Annotated in this window: 21 protein-coding genes and 1 tRNA gene; 13 read left to right on the top strand and 9 right to left on the bottom strand. The window is 67.0% G+C overall.

All coding sequences use genetic code 11. The features are described 5' to 3' along the window. The first annotated feature begins 34 nt into the window (after window positions 1-34). Together AB5J62_RS42205 and AB5J62_RS42210 are read left to right on the top strand one after the other, a co-directional pair. A complete protein-coding gene (locus tag AB5J62_RS42205) occupies window positions 35-550 on the top strand; it encodes a YbhB/YbcL family Raf kinase inhibitor-like protein (RefSeq protein ID WP_370945661.1) in 516 nt (171 codons plus the stop codon). Between the two features lie 63 nt (window positions 551-613). After that, window positions 614-1,417: an IclR family transcriptional regulator gene (locus AB5J62_RS42210; RefSeq protein ID WP_370945662.1), complete on the top strand. Its 804-nt coding sequence runs from the start codon at window positions 614-616 to the stop codon at window positions 1,415-1,417. Here AB5J62_RS42210 and AB5J62_RS42215 read toward each other — a convergent pair. From AB5J62_RS42215 to AB5J62_RS42225, 3 genes are all read right to left on the bottom strand, one after another. Continuing rightward, a complete protein-coding gene (locus tag AB5J62_RS42215; protein WP_370945663.1) occupies window positions 1,404-1,814 on the bottom strand; it encodes a GNAT family N-acetyltransferase in 411 nt (136 codons plus the stop codon). The genes AB5J62_RS42210 and AB5J62_RS42215 overlap by 14 nt on opposite strands. A gap of 383 nt (window positions 1,815-2,197) precedes the next feature. Continuing rightward, on the bottom strand, window positions 2,198-2,758 hold the full coding sequence (locus tag AB5J62_RS42220) for a TetR/AcrR family transcriptional regulator (RefSeq protein ID WP_370945664.1): 561 nt from the start codon (window positions 2,756-2,758) through the stop codon (window positions 2,198-2,200). Then, window positions 2,755-3,081 (bottom strand): multidrug efflux SMR transporter, encoded by a 327-nt coding sequence (locus tag AB5J62_RS42225; RefSeq protein ID WP_370945665.1) that lies wholly within the window; start codon window positions 3,079-3,081, stop codon window positions 2,755-2,757. Before AB5J62_RS42225 ends, AB5J62_RS42220 begins: the two co-directional genes overlap by 4 nt. Window positions 3,082-3,228: 147 nt before the next feature. Between AB5J62_RS42225 and AB5J62_RS42230 the strand changes: the two genes are divergently transcribed. The 4 genes from AB5J62_RS42230 (at window position 3,229) to AB5J62_RS42245 (ending at window position 8,859) form a co-directional block, all read left to right on the top strand. Continuing rightward, window positions 3,229-5,436: a (Fe-S)-binding protein gene (locus tag AB5J62_RS42230; RefSeq protein ID WP_370945666.1), complete on the top strand. Its 2,208-nt coding sequence runs from the start codon at window positions 3,229-3,231 to the stop codon at window positions 5,434-5,436. A gap of 225 nt (window positions 5,437-5,661) precedes the next feature. Then, window positions 5,662-7,296 carry an NPCBM/NEW2 domain-containing protein gene (locus tag AB5J62_RS42235; RefSeq protein WP_370945667.1) on the top strand — a complete coding sequence of 545 codons (1,635 nt, stop codon included), beginning with the start codon at window positions 5,662-5,664 and terminating at the stop codon, window positions 7,294-7,296. 107 nt (window positions 7,297-7,403) lie between these two features. Next, on the top strand, window positions 7,404-7,847 hold the full coding sequence (locus AB5J62_RS42240; protein ID WP_370945668.1) for a DUF742 domain-containing protein: 444 nt from the start codon (window positions 7,404-7,406) through the stop codon (window positions 7,845-7,847). Window positions 7,848-7,863: 16 nt separating this feature from the next. Further along, window positions 7,864-8,859: a cation diffusion facilitator family transporter gene (locus tag AB5J62_RS42245; RefSeq protein ID WP_370945669.1), complete on the top strand. Its 996-nt coding sequence runs from the start codon at window positions 7,864-7,866 to the stop codon at window positions 8,857-8,859. On the opposite strand, the gene AB5J62_RS42250 is transcribed toward AB5J62_RS42245, so the two are convergent. After that, window positions 8,853-9,617 (bottom strand): CAP domain-containing protein, encoded by a 765-nt coding sequence (locus tag AB5J62_RS42250; RefSeq protein ID WP_370945670.1) that lies wholly within the window; start codon window positions 9,615-9,617, stop codon window positions 8,853-8,855. The genes AB5J62_RS42245 and AB5J62_RS42250 overlap by 7 nt on opposite strands. A gap of 108 nt (window positions 9,618-9,725) precedes the next feature. Beyond that, window positions 9,726-10,217, bottom strand: coding sequence for a MarR family winged helix-turn-helix transcriptional regulator (locus AB5J62_RS42255; RefSeq protein ID WP_370945671.1), 492 nt, complete (start codon window positions 10,215-10,217; stop codon window positions 9,726-9,728). A gap of 73 nt (window positions 10,218-10,290) precedes the next feature. Here AB5J62_RS42255 and AB5J62_RS42260 point away from each other — a divergent pair, with 73 nt between their 5' ends. Beyond that, window positions 10,291-11,472, top strand: coding sequence for an FAD-dependent oxidoreductase (locus AB5J62_RS42260; RefSeq protein ID WP_370945672.1), 1,182 nt, complete (start codon window positions 10,291-10,293; stop codon window positions 11,470-11,472). A 70-nt stretch (window positions 11,473-11,542) separates the two neighbouring features. Then, window positions 11,543-12,445 (top strand): PHB depolymerase family esterase, encoded by a 903-nt coding sequence (locus AB5J62_RS42265; protein ID WP_370945673.1) that lies wholly within the window; start codon window positions 11,543-11,545, stop codon window positions 12,443-12,445. On the opposite strand, the gene AB5J62_RS42270 is transcribed toward AB5J62_RS42265, so the two are convergent. Then, the gene (locus AB5J62_RS42270) at window positions 12,442-12,891 is read right to left on the bottom strand and encodes an Lrp/AsnC family transcriptional regulator (RefSeq protein WP_370945674.1); all 450 of its coding nucleotides are present in this window, start codon (window positions 12,889-12,891) and stop codon (window positions 12,442-12,444) included. The genes AB5J62_RS42265 and AB5J62_RS42270 overlap by 4 nt on opposite strands. A gap of 106 nt (window positions 12,892-12,997) precedes the next feature. Between AB5J62_RS42270 and AB5J62_RS42275 the strand changes: the two genes are divergently transcribed. Beyond that, entirely contained in the window at window positions 12,998-13,444 is a 447-nt protein-coding gene (locus AB5J62_RS42275; RefSeq protein ID WP_370945675.1) for a DUF2000 domain-containing protein, read from the top strand. On the opposite strand, the gene dcd is transcribed toward AB5J62_RS42275, so the two are convergent. Then, window positions 13,441-14,022, bottom strand: coding sequence for a dCTP deaminase (gene dcd, locus AB5J62_RS42280; protein ID WP_091288677.1), 582 nt, complete (start codon window positions 14,020-14,022; stop codon window positions 13,441-13,443). The genes AB5J62_RS42275 and dcd overlap by 4 nt on opposite strands. Window positions 14,023-14,036: 14 nt before the next feature. After that, window positions 14,037-15,236: an oxygenase MpaB family protein gene (locus tag AB5J62_RS42285; protein WP_370945676.1), complete on the bottom strand. Its 1,200-nt coding sequence runs from the start codon at window positions 15,234-15,236 to the stop codon at window positions 14,037-14,039. A gap of 114 nt (window positions 15,237-15,350) precedes the next feature. On the opposite strand from AB5J62_RS42285, the gene AB5J62_RS42290 reads away from it, so the two are divergent. Both AB5J62_RS42290 and AB5J62_RS42295 read left to right on the top strand, forming a co-directional pair. Continuing rightward, a tRNA-Gly gene (locus AB5J62_RS42290) sits at window positions 15,351-15,421 on the top strand. Between the two features lie 79 nt (window positions 15,422-15,500). Beyond that, window positions 15,501-16,274, top strand: a complete 774-nt coding sequence (locus tag AB5J62_RS42295) for an inositol monophosphatase (protein ID WP_370945677.1) — start codon at window positions 15,501-15,503, stop codon at window positions 16,272-16,274. Between the two features lie 3 nt (window positions 16,275-16,277). On the opposite strand, the gene AB5J62_RS42300 is transcribed toward AB5J62_RS42295, so the two are convergent. Next, entirely contained in the window at window positions 16,278-16,862 is a 585-nt protein-coding gene (locus tag AB5J62_RS42300; protein ID WP_370945678.1) for a dihydrofolate reductase family protein, read from the bottom strand. 65 nt (window positions 16,863-16,927) lie between these two features. Here AB5J62_RS42300 and AB5J62_RS42305 point away from each other — a divergent pair, with 65 nt between their 5' ends. Both AB5J62_RS42305 and AB5J62_RS42310 read left to right on the top strand, forming a co-directional pair. Further along, window positions 16,928-17,497, top strand: a complete 570-nt coding sequence (locus tag AB5J62_RS42305; RefSeq protein WP_370945679.1) for a TetR/AcrR family transcriptional regulator — start codon at window positions 16,928-16,930, stop codon at window positions 17,495-17,497. 33 nt (window positions 17,498-17,530) lie between these two features. Beyond that, on the top strand, window positions 17,531-18,304 hold the full coding sequence (locus AB5J62_RS42310) for an arylamine N-acetyltransferase (protein ID WP_370945680.1): 774 nt from the start codon (window positions 17,531-17,533) through the stop codon (window positions 18,302-18,304). The last annotated feature ends 141 nt before the right edge of the window (window positions 18,305-18,445 follow it).

An 18,445-nucleotide genomic window follows, 5' to 3' on the forward strand; every position in this document is an offset into this window, starting at 1 on the left:
CTACGCTCGAAGTCCCGTGATCAGGAGGTAACTCATGCCGCAGGCGCCCAACCCGTACGACTTCCTGCCCCCAGTGCCGTCTTTCAGCTTGCGCAGCAACGACATCGCCGACGGCGAGACGCTCGCGAAGCCACAGCTGAGCGGCATCTTCGGCGCGGGCGGCGAAGACGTGTCGCCGCATCTGGCGTGGGCGGACTTCCCAGCGGAGACGAAGAGTTTCGCCATCACCTGCTTCGACCCCGACGCGCCGACCGCCAGCGGTTTCTGGCACTGGGCGGTGTGCAACATCCCCGCCTCGGTCACCGAGGTCGCCACCGGCGGTGAGCTGCCGGAGGGATCCGTCACGCTCAAGGGCGACGGCGGCGTCAGCCAGTACCTCGGCGCCGCACCGCCTTCCGGCCACGGCCCGCACCGTTACTTCTTCGTCGTGCACGCCGTTGACGTGGAGAAACTGGACGTCGACGAGAACGCGACGCCCGCGTTCCTCGGCTTCAACCTCTTCATGCACTCGCTCGGCCGCGCGACCATCATGGCGGTCTACGAAGCCTGAGTCGTGAGTGATGCCGACGGTTCTCACCGTCGGCATCACTCACGAGCCCTGTACGGTTGATGAGTGCCGGACGGTCTCAGGGAACCAAGCGGACTCATCGGCTCGGCCCAACGTGCCTTGCGCGTGCTGGAGATCGTCGCCTCGGAAGGCGACGGGATCACCGCCAAGGCCGTCGCGCGGCGAGCCGGTTACAAGCTCTCCACCACCTATCACCTGCTGAACACGTTGACGCACGAGGGATACCTCATCCGGCTCGGACACGGACGCGGCTTCGGACTCGGCTACAAGGTCGGTGGCCTGTACCAAAAGCTGTGCGACGAGCTCGACGTCGGCGACAGCCTGCGTGACGAGCTACGGCTACTACATCAGCGCACCCGCGCCGCTGCGTACTACAGCGTCTTCCGCGACACCCAGGTCGTCGTCGCCGCGGTCGCGGACTCGCCGGAGTTCCCCCGCGCCAAGCCGCTCGACTTCGGCTTCCACGAAGCCGTCCACGCGACCGCCTTCGGCAAGGCGATGCTCGCGTCGCTCGGCCAGCGCGAACGCCGCGAGTACCTGGCGGGCGCCGGCATGGCGAAGCTGACCGAGCGCACCACGGTCCGCGTCCACGACCTCGACGCCGAACTCGCCGAGGTCGCCAGGGTCGGCATGGCGATGGAGGTCGAGGAGTTCCGGCCGGAGATCGCCTGCGTGTCGGCCCCGGTCTACGACACGGCCAACCGGGTGGCGGGCGCGGTCGCGTTTTCGGTGCCCGCGCACGAGTTCCACAGCCGCCGCCCCATGCTGGAGCAGGCGGCCCGCGCGGGCGCGACCCGCATTTCGCTGCTGCTGGCCGCCAACGAGGAGCAGGACCTCAAGCTCGGCTAGACGGCCGCTCGAAGTAGGTCTCGTCCGGCTTCGCGAACCCGAACTTCGCGTACAGGCCGTGCGCGTCCTTGGTGTGCAGCATCCAGCGCATGCGCGCGCCGGGACCGTCGTCGATCATCGTGCGCACCAGTTCCTTGGAGATGCCCTGGCCGCGGGCTTCCTCGACGACGAACACGTCCGCGAGGTAGGCGGTGGAGAGCCCGTCGGAGAAAGCACGGGCGAACCCGACCATCCGGTCGCCGGAGAAGGCGGCGACGACGCGCCAGGCGGCACGGACCTGCGTCTCGATCTGCTCGCGGGTGCGCCACTGACCCCAGTACGCCTCGGTGGACATGAACTTCCACACCACGTCGAAGTCGACCCTGGTCCGGTCGTCGGTGATCTCGATGTTCCCCATGCCTGGCAACCTAACGCGGCCCAGGCATCGGGGCGACGCATTAAGAGCTCGTGAGTGTTTTCGCCGGTTAGAACCGGCCGTACCACTCACGACCTTGGGTCAGCGGGGCTTGAGGGCCACACCTGGCCCGGGTGTGCCGGGTCGGCACGAACGGGGCTTTGTCACGGTCAGCGGAATGAACGTGGCGCATGTGTGGTGGTGAGGCGAGAGGTGACACGGGCGCCCAATGTCACCCAGAGCGTGACAAGGGCGCCCCTTGTCACGTGACCGAACCAAGCCGACCTGGATGAAGGCTCCCCTCATCAACCCGAAGCCTCGCCCAAGACCGGGGGTCGTGAGTGTTTTCGCCGGTTAGAACCGGCCGTACCACTCACGACCTTGGGTCAGCGCGGCTTGAGCAGGTACTCGACGACCGGCTTGAGCTCGGCTGCCGACGGTGGTTCGTCGTCGATCAGACCCTGCATGAGCAGGCCGTCGATCCCGGCGAGGAACGCGCGGAACGCGATCTCGTCGTCGTGGCGGACCATCGAGGTGAGCACGTCCAGCCAGCGCCGCGCGGCCGGGCGCAGCTCGGGGCGGCGCGCGGCCAGCAGGTACAGCTCGTACTCGGCCATCGTGCGGCCGCGGCGCGGGCCGAGTGCCTCAGCGAGCAGGCCGGCGACCTCGGAGGCGCCGCCGCTGCCGCGGGAGCGTGCGCGGTCGATCATCCAGTAGACCTCGGTCGCCATGTCGCGGGCGCACGAGATCAGGGTCGCGATGAGCAGGTCGTCGAGGCTGGAGAAGTGGTACGTCGTGGACGTCGTCGGCACGCCTGCCTCGGCGGCGACCGTCCGGTGGGTGACGCCCGCGACGCCGTCGCGCTCGATCACGCGCAGCGCGGCCGCGATCAGCTCCTCGCGGCGCTTCTCGCCGCGCACCTTGCGGCCGTCGAGCTGGTTCCTCAATGCGCGGCACCCCCGACCTGCAGCAAGACCACACCGCCGATCACCAGCGCGAGCCCGGCGATCATGGTCGCGTTCATCGTCTCGCGGAAGAACAACACGCCGATGATGGCCACCAGCGCCACCCCGGCGGCCGCCCAAATGGCGTAAGCGACCCCTATCGGGACCCCAGACTTCAAGACCTGTGCCAGCGCCACGAAGGCAATGGCGTACCCAGCGACCACAATGATCGACGGACCCAGCTTGGAGAAGCCCTCCGACAGTTTCAGCGAGACCGTCGCGGTCACCTCGGCCGCGATCGCCAGTGCCAGCAATAAGTAACCCACACGGTCAAAACTACCTGAACGATCGTCCCGAAAGCGAGCGAGTCTTACACCACATCGGTGGGACTTAGGCGTCGCTAATCAGTTACTCATCGGTAAGCAGTACTACGCTCCCCCCACCACCACATCCGGACGAAAGGCACCCGCATCATGGGCGCTGTACAACTGACGCTCGGCGGGATCGCGCTCGCGGTCAGCGTCGTCGCCTGGAGCATGTTCGTCATGACGATCATGCGGATGATCCGCACGATCCGTCTCGGCCAGCCGGACGCGACCCGCAACGGGCCGTTCGTTCCGCGGTTGAAAACGCTGATCAAGGAGTTCGCCGCGCATACGCGGATGGCGAAGGTCCGCACGGTCGCGCCGTGGCACTGGCTGGTGATGTGGGGCTTCCTCATCGGCTCGCTCGCGCTGTTCGAGGCGTACGGCGAGGTGTTCGTGCCGACCTGGGGCTGGCCGATCCTTGAGGACTGGTCGCTGTGGAGCCTCCTGATGGAGCTCCTCGGCGTCGGCACCATCGTCGGTGGCGTGGCGCTGGTGATCATCCGCCAGCTGAACCACCCGCGCCGCGCCGACCGGCTGTCCCGGTTCGCAGGCTCCGACTTCAAGGCCGCGTACTTCGTCGAGGCCGTCGTCATCATCGAAGGCCTCGGCATCATCGGCGTCCGCGCCGCCAAGTCCGCGATGGGTGTGCACGAGACGCCGGTGTGGGCCGCGTTCGCGTCGGTGCCGCTCGGGCACCTGCTGCCGTCGAGCGCCGCGCTGGTCTCGGTGTTCGCGTTCATCAAGCTGATGAGCGCCATGGTCTGGGTGTACGTCGTGTCGAAGAACATGACGATGGGTGTCGCGTGGCACCGCTTCAGCGCCTTCTTCAACATCTACTTCAAGCGCGAGGCCGACGGCGGCGTCGCGCTGGGCGCGCTCAAGCCGATGATGAGCGGCGGCAAGGTGCTCGACCTCGAAGAGGCCGACCCCGACGAGGACACCTTCGGCGTCGGCAAGATCGAGGACTTCACCTGGAAGGGCTGGCTGGACTTCTCCACCTGCACCGAGTGCGGCCGCTGCCAGTCGCAGTGCCCCGCGTGGAACACCGGCAAGCCGCTGTCGCCGAAGCTGGTCATCACGCAGCTGCGCGACCACGCGTACGCCAAGGCGCCGTACCTGCTCGCGGGCGGCAAGCGCGACATGGCGGGCGACGAGATCGGCCTGACCGGCGACAACCCGCACGCCGGCATCGACGTGCTGGCGCTGGCCGAGTCCGAGCGCCCGCTGATCGGCGGTGTCGAGGAGAACGGCGTCATCGACCCCGAGGTGCTGTGGTCCTGCACCTCCTGTGGCGCGTGCGTCGAACAGTGCCCGGTGGACATCGAGCACGTCGACCACATCGTCGACATGCGCCGCTACCAGGTGATGATCGAGTCGTCGTTCCCGACCGAGCTCAACGGCATGTTCAAGAACCTGGAGAACAAGGGCAACCCGTGGGGCCAGAACGCCAAGGACCGCTTGGCGTGGACCGAGGACCTCGACTTCGAGGTGCCGGTGTTCGACGGCGAGCTCGGCGAGGCCGAGTACCTGTTCTGGGTCGGCTGCGCGGGCGCGTTCGAGGACCGCGCGAAGAAGACCACCCGCGCGGTCGCGGAACTGCTGCACATCGCCGGCGTGAAGTACACGGTGCTCGGCTCCGAGGAGACCTGCACCGGCGACCCGGCGCGCCGCGCGGGCAACGAGTTCCTGTTCCAGATGCTCGCGCAGCAGAACGTCGAGGTGCTGAATTCGGTCTTCGAAGGCCGCGAACGCAAGGCCCGCAAGGTCGTCGTGACCTGTGCGCACTGCTTCAACACCCTGGCGAACGAATACCCGGAGCTCGGCGGCCAGTTCGACGTCGTGCACCACACCCAGCTGCTCAACCGTCTCGTGCGCGAGAAGCACCTGACCCCGGTCGCCCCGATCGCCGAGGACGTCACCTATCACGACCCGTGCTACCTCGGCCGCCACAACAAGGTCTACGACGCCCCCCGTGAGCTGGTCGAGTCCTCCGGCGCGACGCTGCGCGAAATGCCGCGGCACGGCGACCGCTCGATGTGCTGTGGCGCCGGTGGCGCGCGCATGTGGATGGAAGAGAAGATCGGCAAGCGCATCAACATCGAGCGCGTCGACGAGGCACTCGGCACCGCACCGACGAAGATCGCGACCGGCTGCCCCTTCTGCCGCGTCATGCTCACCGACGGCGTCACCTCCCGGCAGAGCGACGGCCTGGCCAGCGAAAGCGTCGAGGTCATCGACGTGGCCCAGCTGCTGCTCACCGCCGTCAAGCGCGGCGACCAGCAGCCCGCGTCGACCACCCCCGCGGAGGTCTAGCCCGGGTAAAAAAATCCCAATGCGTCGTTCGGTCCCTGGCAGGTGCCGAAAGCGGCGTTCGGTCCGTGCCACGTCCCCAATGCGTCTTTCGGTCCCCTCCACGGACCGGAAGACGCATTGGGATTTTTTTTACCCGGGATCTGAGATATGATCATACAAATTGGTCTAGGCCACCACCTGGTTGGCGGCTGGTAGTGGCCGGGTGGGCTGCTTACGTTCGAGTACATGTCACGGAAGTTCGCTGTCGCGCTGTCCGTTGTGACCACCACGCTCGCGCTCGTGTCGACGCCGGCGCAGGCACTCGAGAACGATCTGGCGCTGACCCCGCCGATGGGGTTCAACAACTGGAACACGACGCACTGCCGCGCCGAGTTCAACGAGGCGATGGTGCTCGCCACCGCCGACACGTTCGTCAGCAAGGGGCTGAAGGACGCCGGGTACACGTACGTCAATCTCGACGACTGCTGGGCCAAGCCGCAGCGCAACGCCCAGGGTGACCTGGAGCCGGATCCGGTCCGGTTTCCACACGGCATAAAATATGTCGCGGACTATGTGCACGGCAAGGGCCTTAAATTCGGGATATATACGAGCGCCGGCACTAAAACGTGCGATACGCTGGGGTTCCCCGGGGGCTTGAACAATGAGCAACGTGACGCGAACCTGTTCGCTTCTTGGGGTGTCGACTATCTGAAGTACGACAATTGCAACAATCAAGGAGTAGACGCGGTCCAGCGCTACACGAAAATGCGGGACGCACTGAAGGCCACCGGCAGGCCGATCGTCTTCTCGATCTGCGAGTGGGGCGAGAACAGCCCGTGGAACTGGGCGCAGAACGTCGGCAACTCGTGGCGGACCACGGGCGACATCTCGGACAACTGGTCGAGCATGCTCGGCATCTTCAAGCGCAACCTTTCCCTTGCGCCGTATGCGAAACCGGGCGCGTGGAACGACCCGGACATGCTCGAGGTCGGCAACGGCGGCATGACGCCGACCGAGTACCGCAGTCACTTCAGCCTGTGGTCGATGATGTCCGCGCCGCTGCTCATCGGCGCGAACCTGTCGAACATCTCCGCCGAGAACTTCCAGACTCTGCTCAACAAGGACGTCATCGCGCTCGACCAGGACGCGCGCGGCGTGCCGGGACGGCAGGTCAAGGCGTCCGGCGGCACCTACGTGATCGCGAAGCCGCTGGCGAACGGTGATGTCGCCGTCGCGCTGTTCAACGAGAACGGTTCCGCGGCGACGATCGGCACCACCACCGCGGAGATCGGCATCGGCGGCGCGACCCGGTACGGGCTCAAGGACCTGTGGTCCAAGGTGACCAGTACGACGTCGAGCGCCATCAGCGCCTCGGTTCCGGCCCATGGCACCGTCGTCTACCGCGTCAGCAAACAAGGCACGCTCAGCGTTCCGCCGGCAGGCCGGACCGCACTTTCCGATCTCGCGACCGAAACGTGGTCCAACGGCTGGGGACCGATCGAAAAGGACCGCAGCAACGGCGAGCAGGCCGCCGGTGACGGCCACACGCTCACCATCGAAGGCACGACCTTCGCCAAGGGCATCGGCACGCACGCGCGCAGTGACCTGACGTTCTACGTGGACGGTCGCTGCAGCCGGTTCGAAGCGACCGTCGGCGTCGACGATGAAAGTCCGTCAAATCGGGCAAGTGTTGTTTTCGAGGTGTACGCGGGTACCAGAAAAGTCGCCGACAGCGGAGTTCTCACCGGAGCGTCGGCCGGAAAACAACTCTCCGCTGATATTTCCGGCACTCAGCGTTTACGTCTCGTGGTTTCCAACGCCGGTGACGGCATCGACTACGACCACGCGGACTGGGCGAACCCGACAATCACCTGTTCGTAGCAAGCCGAATCCATAGGGAGGTTTCCATATTTCGCGTATCCTGAATTTTCCTCGTTGCCGGAGCCGCCTGCGAGGTCCGTTTTAAACGCGCGAAAAAGGCGGCGAAGATGGCGGACGATCACCACCCGAAAACGCACGACGGCGGGCGCCGCCCGCCGTCGGTACGCAGGCGCGAGCCGTCGTCGCCATCGGAGTACATCGAGCTGCCCGACAGCGGCCCGCGCGTCCGGCCGTACGTGCTCACCAAGGGACGCACGAAACCCAAGCTGCACCTCGCGATCGAGGCGATGATCTCCACCAGGATGGACGCGCCGTGGGCCGCGTCGCGGCTCAGCGGCGAGTTCCATTCGGTGCGCACGATCTGCCAGCGGCCGTGCTCGGTCGCGGAGATCGCGGCGAACCTGTCCGTCCCGCTCGGCGTCGCCAGGGTGCTTTTGGGCGATATGGCCGAACTCGGCCTCGTCAACGTCCACGAAACGGCGACCACCGCCGAAGGCCGCCCCGCGCTTGACCTGATGGAGCGCATTCTGCACGGCCTACGCAGCCTCTGAGTCTTACGATCACCCGGTGAGTGACGAGAAAGGCCCCGCGGGCGAAAGCACGTTGACCGTCGTGCTGGCAGGCGGTGTCAACCTGGCGATCGCGATCATGAAGTTCGTCGCGAGCCTGATCACCGGCTCCGGCGCGATGATGTCGGAGGCGGCGCACTCGGTCGCCGACACGATCACCGAGGTGCTGCTGCTGACCGCGCTGCGGCGCTCGGAGCGCCCGCCGGACCGCCTGCACCCCTTCGGCTACGGCAAAGAGCGGTACTTCTGGTCGCTGCTCGCGGCCGTCTCGATCTTCGCCTCCGGCGCGATGTTCTCGTTCTACGAAGGCTTCGCGACGATCTTCGGCCACGAAGAGGAGCAGTCCAGCCCCATCGTCGGCTACATCGTGCTCGCGCTCGCGTTCGCGATGGAGTCGGTCTCGTGGGTGCAGGCCGTGCGCCAGACCCGCGCGGAGGCCGCCGAGGAGAACCGGTCCTTCGGGCAGCATCTGCGGATGGTCGACGACCCGACGTCGAAGACCGTGCTCTTCGAGGACTCCGCCGCGCTGATCGGCCTGCTGATCGCGTTCGCCGGGATCGGGCTGCACCAGCTCACCGGCTCGCAGGTGTGGGACGGCATCGCCTCGGTCTGCATCGGCGCGCTGCTCGCCGTCGTCGCGTACATCCTCGGCCGCACCAACCGCGGCCTGCTCATCGGCAGGCAGGCCGACCCGGTGATGGTGCGCGGCATCCGCGATCACCTCGCCGCGGCGCCCGAGATCGAAGCCGTCGTCGACCTGCAGACCATGTTGCTGGGCACCGACAGCGTGCTCGTCTGCACCCGCGTCGACTTCGACGACGCGCTCGGCGCCTCGGACGTCGAACACGCCTGCGTGCGTATCGCGGCCGAGTTGCAGACGAGGTTCTCCGACGTCACCGAGGTCTTCATCGAGCCGGTGCCGCGCACCGATCCGGACCTGCGTGCCAGCGTGCTGCGGCGCTACGGCGACCTGTCAGAGCGCTGGAATCAGTAACCGAAGTCCTGGGTCCAGAGCCAGCCGTCGGTGGCGACGCCGACGCCGAGCTTGGTCAGCGAGCAGTTGAGGATGTTCTGGCGGTGGCCGCTGGAGTTCATCCACATCTGCATGGTCTGCTCCGGCGTGCGCGAGCCTTTGGCGATGTTCTCCGCGCCGGGCCGTGAGTAGCCCGCGTTGCGGATGCGCTGGTCGAAGGTGACGCCCTCGGGTGTCGTGTGCGAGAAGTAGTCGCGGTCCGACATGTCGTTGCTGTGCTTCGACGCGGCGTTCGCGAGGTGGCTTTCGTTGCTGACCGCGCCGCAGCCCGCCTTCGCGCGCTCCTTGTTCACCAGCGCGACGACCTGACCCGCGAGCGAGGTGTCGCCACCGGACGGGGCGGGCGGCGGGTCGGCAGGCTTGGGCGGGTCAGCGGGCTTCGGCGGCGGCGCGGGAGCTTCGGCCGAACTCGGCGGCGGCTCCTCGGAGCTCGACGTCGGCGCGGCGCTGCTGCTGCTCGTGGTCGGCGTCGTGGTCGGCGAGGCGCTCTCGGACGGCGTCGTGCCCGTTCCCGTGCCGGCGGGATCCTGGGCGCCACCACCCGACCGCGCGAGCGCCGGGTCACCGGGACCCGTGTGCGGTACCTGCAGTCCGCTGTTCCCCACGTTCACGCCGGGCACGAGCCCCATGGCGATCGAACCGCCCGCGGCGGCCGCGCCACCGATCAGGAAGCTCAGCGTGACGAGGAGTAGGCGCTTGCGCGCACCAATGGCTGACACGGGGCCGAAAACTATCACGAAAGAGTTACGACGACGAGGGTCTCGGTCACTCTTTCCGGATTGACGAGGCTCTCAGATAAATCTCCCCCAGCTCAACGCCCGTCTTGATCATGGAAGATTTTTCCGACTGTCCTTTGTGGACATAATCGGCACCTGTTCCTTGGCACGCCGCGTGATCCCGGTCGCCGCGACGACGAAGTCCGCGATCGTCTCCAGCTGCTCGACACTGAGCCCGGCGAAGTATTCGACGCTCTCGTCGATCAGCCCGCCCCAGAACGGCGGCGCCGCCTTCGCGAACTCGCCATTGAATTCGACGAGCACTTTGCGCCGGTCGCCGGGATGCGGCTTGCGCAGCACCAAGCCCTTCCGCTCCAGCCGGTCGATCAGCGCGGTCACCGACGCGGGCGCGAGACTCGAGTGTTTCGCGAGCTCTTTGGCCGTCAGCGGGCCCAGCCGCGCGATGTAGTCCATGGCCTTGACGTCGGTCGCGGACAAGCCGGAGGCCTCGGCGATCGCGGTGTGGAACATGACCGTCTCGGTCGACCACTCGCGCGCCAGATCCAGCAGCCGCCGCGTGAGTTCCGCCCTGTCGCTTGACACCTGACGGATCCTACCCAATTCTTTAGTTCGACAGAACGAATTAGTTTCTAAGAGACTTTGATGGGGAGACACCATGAAGGCGCTGATCATCGGGGGCGGGATCGCGGGCACGGTGACCGCGATGGCACTGCACAAGGCCGGGCACGAGGCCGAGCTGTTCGAGGCGTACGACCGGACCGCCGACGGCGTCGGCGCGTTCCTCACCCTCGCCGTCAACGGCATCGACACCCTCGGCGCGCTGGGCTTGAAAGACCTGGTCAAGGACATCGGCTTCGCCACCCCCGGCATGGCGCTCAGCCTCGGCAACGGCCGCGAACTGGCCGAGTTCCCGCTGGGCGTCGCGCTCGCCGACGGCACCGTCAGCCAGACGGTGAAGCGCTCGGACCTGTACATCGCGCTGCGCGACGAAGCGGCGCGACGCGGCATCGTGACGCACTACGGCAAGCGCCTGACCGACGCCACGCACGTCGGCGACGGCGTCCGCGCGCGGTTCGAAGACGGCACCGAAGCCGAGGGTGACCTGCTGATCGGCGCGGACGGCCTGCGCTCGCGCGTGCGCGAGATCATCGACGCGAACGCGCCGAAGCCGCGCTACGTGCGGCTGCTCAACACCGGTGGCTACGCGGAAGGCGTGCGCGTCGGCGACGAACCCGGCGTGATGCGCATGATCTTCGGCAAGCGCGTGTTCTTCGCGTACGTGCTGCACCCGAACGGCCAGGTCTGGTGGTTCGCGAACCCGGCGCACCAGTCCGAGCCGACGGCCGCCGAGCTGCGCGCGCTGGCAGGCGACTCGTGGCGGGCCGAGATGCTGCGACTGGTCGAGGGCGACAACTCGCCTGCCACGGAGATCATCAACGCCACGTCGGAGATCTATTCGCCCTGGTCGACCTATGATTTCCCGACCGTGCCGACCTGGCACCGCGGCCGGATGCTGATCGTCGGCGACGCGGCGCACGCCACCTCGCCCGCATCGGGTCAAGGCGCGTCGATGGCGATCGAGGACGCCGTCACGCTCGGCCGCTGCCTGCGCGACCTCGACGTTCCGTCGGCGCTGCGCGCTTACGAGTCGCTGCGGCGCGAGCGCGTCGAGGCGATCGTCGCGCAGGGCAAGCGCAACGGCGACGACAAGGCCGTCGGCCCGGTCGGCAGGATCGTCCGCGACTTCTTCATCAAGCAGGCGTTCAAGAAGCCGGCGCCGGACCAGTCGTGGATGTGGGATCACCGCATCGAGTGGGACGCGCGCATCACCGTGTGAACACTATGACCACAAAAGTGACGGCCATCACCTCGCGTGGCACGGTCTGCCCAAACGTTTTGGAGGACCGATGAGACGCACGTTCGCCCTGCTCACCGCCGTGCTGGCAACGCTCGCTCTAGCACCGGTGGCCACCGCACAGGCCACCACCCCGTCGTCGTCGCGGACCGGCTGCGGCCGCCCGGCGCCGTTCAAGACCGGCGTTTCGACCGACACCTCGATCCAGTCCGGCGGGCTGACCCGCGAATACCGGGTCCACCTGCCCGCTTCGTACAACCGGTTCCGGCCGCTGCCCGTGGTCCTGTCGTTCCACGGCCACAAGCGGACGTCGGAGTACCAGGAACAGCTGACCGGGATGTCCGCGCTGAACGCGATCGTGGTCTACCCGCAAGGCCTGATCGGCACCGACGGCGAGTCGGCATGGGAAGGCGCGCCGTACTCGGCGGCCGCGGACGACGTGCAGTTCACCCGCGACCTGATCTCGACGCTGGAGCGCCAGCTCTGCGTCGACTCGCGCCGGATCTACGCGGCGGGCAAGTCCAACGGCGGCGGTTTCGTCGGTGTGCTGGCCTGCAGGCTGCCGGACCGGATCGCGGCGTTCGCACCGGTCTCCGGGGCGTTCTACCCGCAGTCGGGCGCCTGCAACCCGCCGAAGCGCGCGCCGATCATCGACTTCCACGGCACCGCGGACACGACGATCCCCTACGCGGGCAACCCCGCGAAGGGCCTGCCCGCACTGCCGGACTGGCTGGCGGGCTGGGCGTCACGCGACCGGTGCCGCGGGTCCGTGAGCTGGTCGGACGGCCCGGTGACGTATCAGCACTGGCTCGGCTGCTCGCTCGCGCACGTGAAGATCGACGGGCTCGGACACGTCTGGCCGAGCACGAAGCCGAACAACGACTCGGCGACGCCGACGGTCATCGACGCGACGCCGATCATCTGGCAGTTCTTCCTGACTCACCCATTGCACTAGGCCAAGTTGGTCAGGTGCTCGTAGACGACACTCGTGCGCACATCGGCGACTTCGGGCCGCTCGGTCAGCCGGTCGATGACGAAGGCGTAGAGATCGTCGTTGCTGCCGACGGCGACGTGCACGAGGAAGTCTTCGCCACCGGTCACGACGAAGACCCCGATCACCTCGGGCAGCCGGGTGATCCAGTTGCGGAAGGCTTCGATGTGGCGCCGTGACGGCGGCCGGACGCGCACGGCGATCAACGCCTGCACCGGCCGCCCGATCGCGGCGAGGTCCACGTCGAGCACGGCGCCGCGGATCACGCCGCGTTCACGCAGGCCGCGCGTCCGCTCGAGCGCGGTCGACGGTGACACACCGACCGCGGCGGCGATGTCGCGGTTGGTGCGCCGAGCGTCGACCCGCAGTTCCCGCAGAATCGCCGCATCAAGTTCGTCCAGCTCGACCATGCCACCTCCCGTGCCGAATTAAGTTCGGCAAGCATGTCATGCGGTCAACTTTGGGGATAGCTTTCCCGAAGTAGGCCGCATTTACGGGAGCATTTTCATGGTTTCAGTGAGCTTTGATGTGATCAACACCGCCGAGAGCACGCGCGCGGCCACTCTGAAATGGGTGATAGTCGTCGACTCGTCGACACCGACCGGCAGGCTGGCCAACGCCGTCGCCTGCGTCGCGGCGAGCACGGGCGAAGCCGTCAGCGGGCTGATCGGCCCGAGCGGCCCCGACGCGTCCGGCTTCGAACACCCCGGCCTGCCGTGGGCGGGGTGTTCCGTGCTGACGGCCGACGCCGCGACACTCGCCGAGGTACGCGCGAAGGCGTGCGCGAGCGAGAACGTCCACGTCACGGACATGCCGCTCATCGCGCAGACGACCCGTGTCTACGACGAATACCTGACCCAACTCGCGTCGACGAAGCCGGAAGACCTGGCCGTCAGCGCGGTCAGCATCATCGGCCCCCGCAACCGCGTGAGCAAGCTGGTGAAGCGGCTCGAACTGGCTTAGCGCCAGGTGTCGACCCGGTGGAAGTTCTTGTAGGCCCGGCTCGGAGTCGGCCCGCGCTGCCCCTGGTAGCGCGACCCGGCCTTCTCCGAGCCGTACGGATGCTCGGCGGCGCTGGTCAGGCGGAACAGGCAGAGCTGGCCGATCTTCATGCCCGGCCAGAGCGTGATCGGCAGGTTCGCCACATTGGACAGTTCCAGCGTGATGTGGCCCGAGAACCCGGGGTCGATGAACCCGGCGGTCGAGTGCGTGAGCAGCCCGAGGCGGCCGAGCGACGACTTGCCCTCGAGGCGGCCGGCGAGGTCGTCGGGCAGCGTGACCATCTCGAACGTCGACCCCAGCACGAACTCGCCGGGGTGCAGCACGAACGGGTCCTCGCCCTCCTTCTCGACCAGCGAGGTCAGCTCGTCCTGCTGGAGCTGCGGGTCGATGTGGGTGTACTTCGAGTTGTCGAACACCCGGAAGAAGCGATCGAGCCGGACGTCGATGCTCGACGGTTGGAGCATCGCGGCATCGAAGGGTTCGACCCCGAGACGTCCGTTCTCGAGCTCTTTGCGGAGGTCACGATCACTGAGCAGCACGTCCGACAGCGTACTTAGGCGGCCCGCATGTGCTGGGCATAGGTGGTGTCGGGCGCGAAAACCTTCTCCAGCTGCCGGAGGTAGGCCTCCCGCCCCGCCTGCCCGATCCGTTCCTGCAGCAAGGTGGCGCCGGGAATGAGCTGCCGGAGCGTCTCGCCCGCGAAGTTGAGGCCGGCGGCCGTCACGATCAACGCCTGCGCGATGGGATCGTTCGGGAGTTCGAGGAAGTCGGCGTTGACCTTCCCGAGCACGAGCCTGCTGATCGACGAGTGCACCCGCACGGCGACGTGCGAGAGCACCTTGCCCGCGAATCCGCGCCCCTCCCCGATCGCCTCGTGGGACTTGAGCAGCGCCCTCGCGAGCCGCTTCGAGTCCTCGTCAGGGATGAACTCGGTCTTGGCGAGCAGCCAGAGCATGCGCCAGGCGTCTTCCTCGTTGGCGGGCAGCAGCTCCTCGTCGACACCCATGAGCCAGCCGACATACCGCCAGAGATGCAGGATGTCCGCGCGTTCCTTCTGGCTGTAGCGCACGCCGAGCAGCTGCGTCCCGAAGACGAAGACCAGCGAGAAGAGCAGCAGGGTGCCGGTGGTCTGTACCTGGTTGACGGGCTTGTCCCACGCCGCGTAGTCCCAGTCGTCACGGCGGTTCATGGCCGCGCGCACGTGGGCGTGCACGAGCCGGATCCGAATGGCCGAGCTGTAGCCCTTCTCGCCCTTCGCGAGGCTGCCCGGCGTGGTGACGTCGATCCACCAGGCGGCCGTCTCGACAAGTCGTTTGGTGGCCTTGTGTTCGATCTCGCCGGTGCCCACCAGCGCTTTCGTGGCCCGCGAAGCGAGATACCCGCCCATGAGCGACATGTCGCCGAGCGGGAAGAGACCGAGCAGTCCGGTCCTGAGGATGGCTTTGGCGCCGCTGCGCAGTCTTTGCTCGTCGACCCAGAACGGGGTCGCCTCGACGCTTTCGAACAGGGCCTTCAGCGGAGCGGGCGTGTTCTCGTTCGCGCCGTCCCGGAGGGTCTCCTCGAACTGCCGCTGGCCTGCGTTGCGAGGCTGGGTGTGCATCCAGGCGACCACGGCGTCGGCGAGCGGGTCCTCGGCCTGCGCGAACTCGCGGAGCCGCTTGATCTGCTGCTCGGTGCCGCGGATGTCGCCCTCGATGAACAACCTCGACGCCAGGCGGAACCCGCCCTGCCGGAACAGCTCGGGATCTTCCATCGCCGTCACCTCGCCTCGACTTAGACAACAAGTGTTGTCACTTCGACGCCCAGGCGTCAAGGTGGAGGTGGGTTGCCGAGCGAGGATCGTTGCCATGTATGCTGGCGACACACTGCGGATGTAGTTCAATGGTAGAACATCAGCTTCCCAAGCTGAATACGCGGGTTCGATTCCCGTCATCCGCTCTCTTGACAAAACCCCAGGTCAGCAGTCGTCCACTGTAGACCTGGGGTTTTTTGTTCCCGAGAACGGAAGGCGCACCGAGTGAACGACCTGCTCGCCATCGCACGGGAAGCCGTCGAGATCGGCTACCGGCTCGTCACCACGTCCGAACCCGGGGTCGTCCGCGAGAAGGGCGACCGTGACCTGGTCACCGAGCTGGATGTCCAGGTGCAACAACACATCCGCGCCCACCTCGAGCAGGCGACGCCCGATATCGCGTTCCTCGGCGAAGAGGACGGCGGCGGCGAACTCGACCAGACCGCCGACGCGGTCTGGGTGCTCGACCCGATCGACGGCACCTCGAACTTCGCGCACGGCCTGCCCCTTTGCGCGGTCTCGCTCGCTTTGGTCGAACGCGGGGAATCCGTCATCGGCGTGATTGCGGCGCCATTCCTCGGACTTCGTTATCACGCCACGAAAGGCGGCGGGGCGTTCGTCAACGAGAAGCCGATTCAGGCCAGTTCGAACAAAGACCTCGGCCGGGCGATCATCGCGGTCGGCGACTACGCGGTCGGCCCCGGCGCGGCCGAGAAGAACGACTATCGCCGGTCGGTCACCCGGTCGCTGGTGGAGAACGCCGAGCGCGTCCGGATGCTCGGCTCCGCGGCGATCGACCTGGTCTGGGTCGCGGAAGGCCGCGTCGACGCGTGCGTGCTCTACTCCAACAAGCCTTGGGACACGGCCGCGGGCGTGCTCATCGCGCGCGAAGCCGGAGCCATCGTGGCCGACACTTCCGGTGTGCCGCACGACTTCTCTTCTCGCACTACGGTCGCCGTCGCGCCGGGCATCGCTTCCGCGCTGTGGCCGATGCTCTGATGTCTACTGTGGACGGTACGTGATCACCGTGCCGCCGTTGCTGAACACGCGGGTGTCGGCCGGAGCAAACGGGCGTGGCTGGAGTTCGCCCGCGAAGACCGGGATGCCCGCGCCGGCGACCACCGGGTAGGTCTTGAAGACCAGCTCGTCGATCTCCGGCAGCAGCGTGCCCGCGAGTTTTCCGCCGCCGCACAACCAAATGTCGGCGCCGCTCTCGGACTTCAGCTCGCGGACCGCGGCGAGCGGGTCGGTCGAGATCAATTCGACGGCCGGGTCGGCGATCTCACCGAGGGACGTCGAGAACACGTACTGGCGCAGGTGCGCGTACGGGTTCGTGATGCCCTCGTCGAGCGCAGGTTTGTAGGTGCCCTTGCCCATGAGGACCGTGTCGAAGCGTTTGTTCGGCACGCCTTCGAGGCCGATGACCGACCGGATGTGGGTCGGCATGGTCTCGGGGAACTCGGCGCGGAGGTACTCGACCATGTCGGGCGCCTCCGGGTAGAAGTCGAACTCGCCGCCAGGCCCGGCGATCATGCCGTCGATCGAAACGGCGACGTAGTAGACGAGCTTGCGCATTCGGGCCCCCATGACCACTAGGCTTGTAGTACTTTAGAGCCAGAACCGTAGCACTACACCTGGAGTGGTTTCAACCGATGGTGCGACGCAATCCCGAACGCCGCGCGGCGCTGCTCGACGCCGCGATCGAAGTCCTGGCCGGCGAAGGCGCGCGGGGGTTGACCTTCCGCGCCGTCGATCAGCAGGCCGAGGTGCCCGCGGGCACGACTTCCAACTACTTCGCCAACCGCGACGAGATCCTGCTGAGCGTCGGCGCGCGGGTCTACGAGCGGCTGGAGCCGGACGAGGCGGTGATGGCCGCCGTCGACACCGGGCCGCGCACCCGCGAGCGCGTCACCGAGCTGATGCACGACGTGGTCGAGCGGGTCGCCGCCTTCCCGACCGGGTTCCTGGCGCTGCTGGAACTCCGCCTCGAAGCGACGCGGCGCCCCGGGCTGCGCGAGGTGCTCACTGGGCGGGTTCGCGCGGATCTCGACTTCAACGTCGCGAACCACCTGAAGTCCGGCCTGCCCGGCGACGGGACGACGGTGACGCTGCTGTGGCTGGCGCTGAACTGGATGATCGTCGAACGCCTCACGCTGCCCGATCTGCTGACCCCGGAGGAGCGGCACGAGCTCATCGACGCGCTCGTCGATCGCTTGGCTTGACTTCAAGCCCACTCGAGGTTGTTGACTGGCGGCATGACCTTCGATCTCGACGCTTACCTGACGCGAATCGGGCACGCACGGGTGAAGCCGTCCGCCGAGGCGTTGGAATCGCTGCACGAAGCGCACGTGCGGTCCATTCCGTTCGAAAACCTCGATGTGCTCATGGGCACGCACGCGGGCATCGGGCTGGACGCCATCCAGGACAAACTCGTGCGGCGGCAACGAGGTGGCTACTGCTACGAGCACGGGTTGCTGTTCGCGGCGGCGCTGGAGGCGCTCGGGTTCACCGTCGAGCGGCGGATGTCGCGGGTGCAGCCGGACCGGCCGGGGCCGTCGACGCACATGATGCTCGTGGTGCGGATCGGGGACGAGGAGTTCCTCGCCGATGTCGGGTTCGGCTGGGGAATCCTGCGGTCGATGCCGTTGCGGGATCAGGAAATCGTCGACCAGGCCGGGTGGAAGTACCGGGTGCTCCGAAATGGACCCTGGTGGCGGTTGCAAAGGTTCGAAAGTGACTGGACGACACTGCACCAATTCGGCCCCGAGATCCGCTACCAAGTCGACTACGAGGTCGCGCACCACTACGTCTCGACGCATCCGAAGTCGCCATTCCACGGCCAAATCGTGGTGATGCGCCTGGAACCAGGCCTGAGCAAGCGGTTCGTCGGCAACGAACTCATCCTCGAACACGCCGACGGGCGCATCGAAAAGACCATCGTCACACCGGAAACCCTCGGCGAAACCCTGCGAAGTCTCGACGTGGTCGTTACTCCGAACGAGTTGGCGAAACTCGACACTTTGAGGTGACCACCCGCGCCGTTGGGCACCGTCACAATGATTCGCAGTGCTTCCTGGGGAAGAGCACATCGGCGGCCTGTTCGCCGCGAGGCACTCTGTGAGGTGATCTTTCAACGGCGAAAGGGGTACAGTGTGTTTTCTCGGCTGCGG

The sequence above is a fragment of the Amycolatopsis sp. cg5 genome (assembly GCF_041346955.1).
Taxonomy (GTDB): domain Bacteria; phylum Actinomycetota; class Actinomycetes; order Mycobacteriales; family Pseudonocardiaceae; genus Amycolatopsis.

Excerpts from the sequence above, each read along its gene's own strand:
- AB5J62_RS42205 (WP_370945661.1), top strand. The coding sequence starts at position 35 with ATGCCGCAGGCGCCCAACCCGTACGACTTCCTGCCCCCAGTGCCGTCT.
- AB5J62_RS42215 (WP_370945663.1), bottom strand. The coding sequence starts at position 1,814 with ATGGGGAACATCGAGATCACCGACGACCGGACCAGGGTCGACTTCGAC.
- AB5J62_RS42230 (WP_370945666.1), top strand. The coding sequence starts at position 3,229 with ATGGGCGCTGTACAACTGACGCTCGGCGGGATCGCGCTCGCGGTCAGC.
- AB5J62_RS42235 (WP_370945667.1), top strand. The coding sequence starts at position 5,662 with ATGTCACGGAAGTTCGCTGTCGCGCTGTCCGTTGTGACCACCACGCTC.
- AB5J62_RS42240 (WP_370945668.1), top strand. The coding sequence starts at position 7,404 with ATGGCGGACGATCACCACCCGAAAACGCACGACGGCGGGCGCCGCCCG.
- AB5J62_RS42260 (WP_370945672.1), top strand. The coding sequence starts at position 10,291 with ATGAAGGCGCTGATCATCGGGGGCGGGATCGCGGGCACGGTGACCGCG.
- AB5J62_RS42265 (WP_370945673.1), top strand. The coding sequence starts at position 11,543 with ATGAGACGCACGTTCGCCCTGCTCACCGCCGTGCTGGCAACGCTCGCT.
- AB5J62_RS42270 (WP_370945674.1), bottom strand. The coding sequence starts at position 12,891 with ATGGTCGAGCTGGACGAACTTGATGCGGCGATTCTGCGGGAACTGCGG.
- AB5J62_RS42285 (WP_370945676.1), bottom strand. The coding sequence starts at position 15,236 with ATGGAAGATCCCGAGCTGTTCCGGCAGGGCGGGTTCCGCCTGGCGTCG.
- AB5J62_RS42300 (WP_370945678.1), bottom strand. The coding sequence starts at position 16,862 with ATGGGGGCCCGAATGCGCAAGCTCGTCTACTACGTCGCCGTTTCGATC.
- AB5J62_RS42305 (WP_370945679.1), top strand. The coding sequence starts at position 16,928 with ATGGTGCGACGCAATCCCGAACGCCGCGCGGCGCTGCTCGACGCCGCG.
- AB5J62_RS42310 (WP_370945680.1), top strand. The coding sequence starts at position 17,531 with ATGACCTTCGATCTCGACGCTTACCTGACGCGAATCGGGCACGCACGG.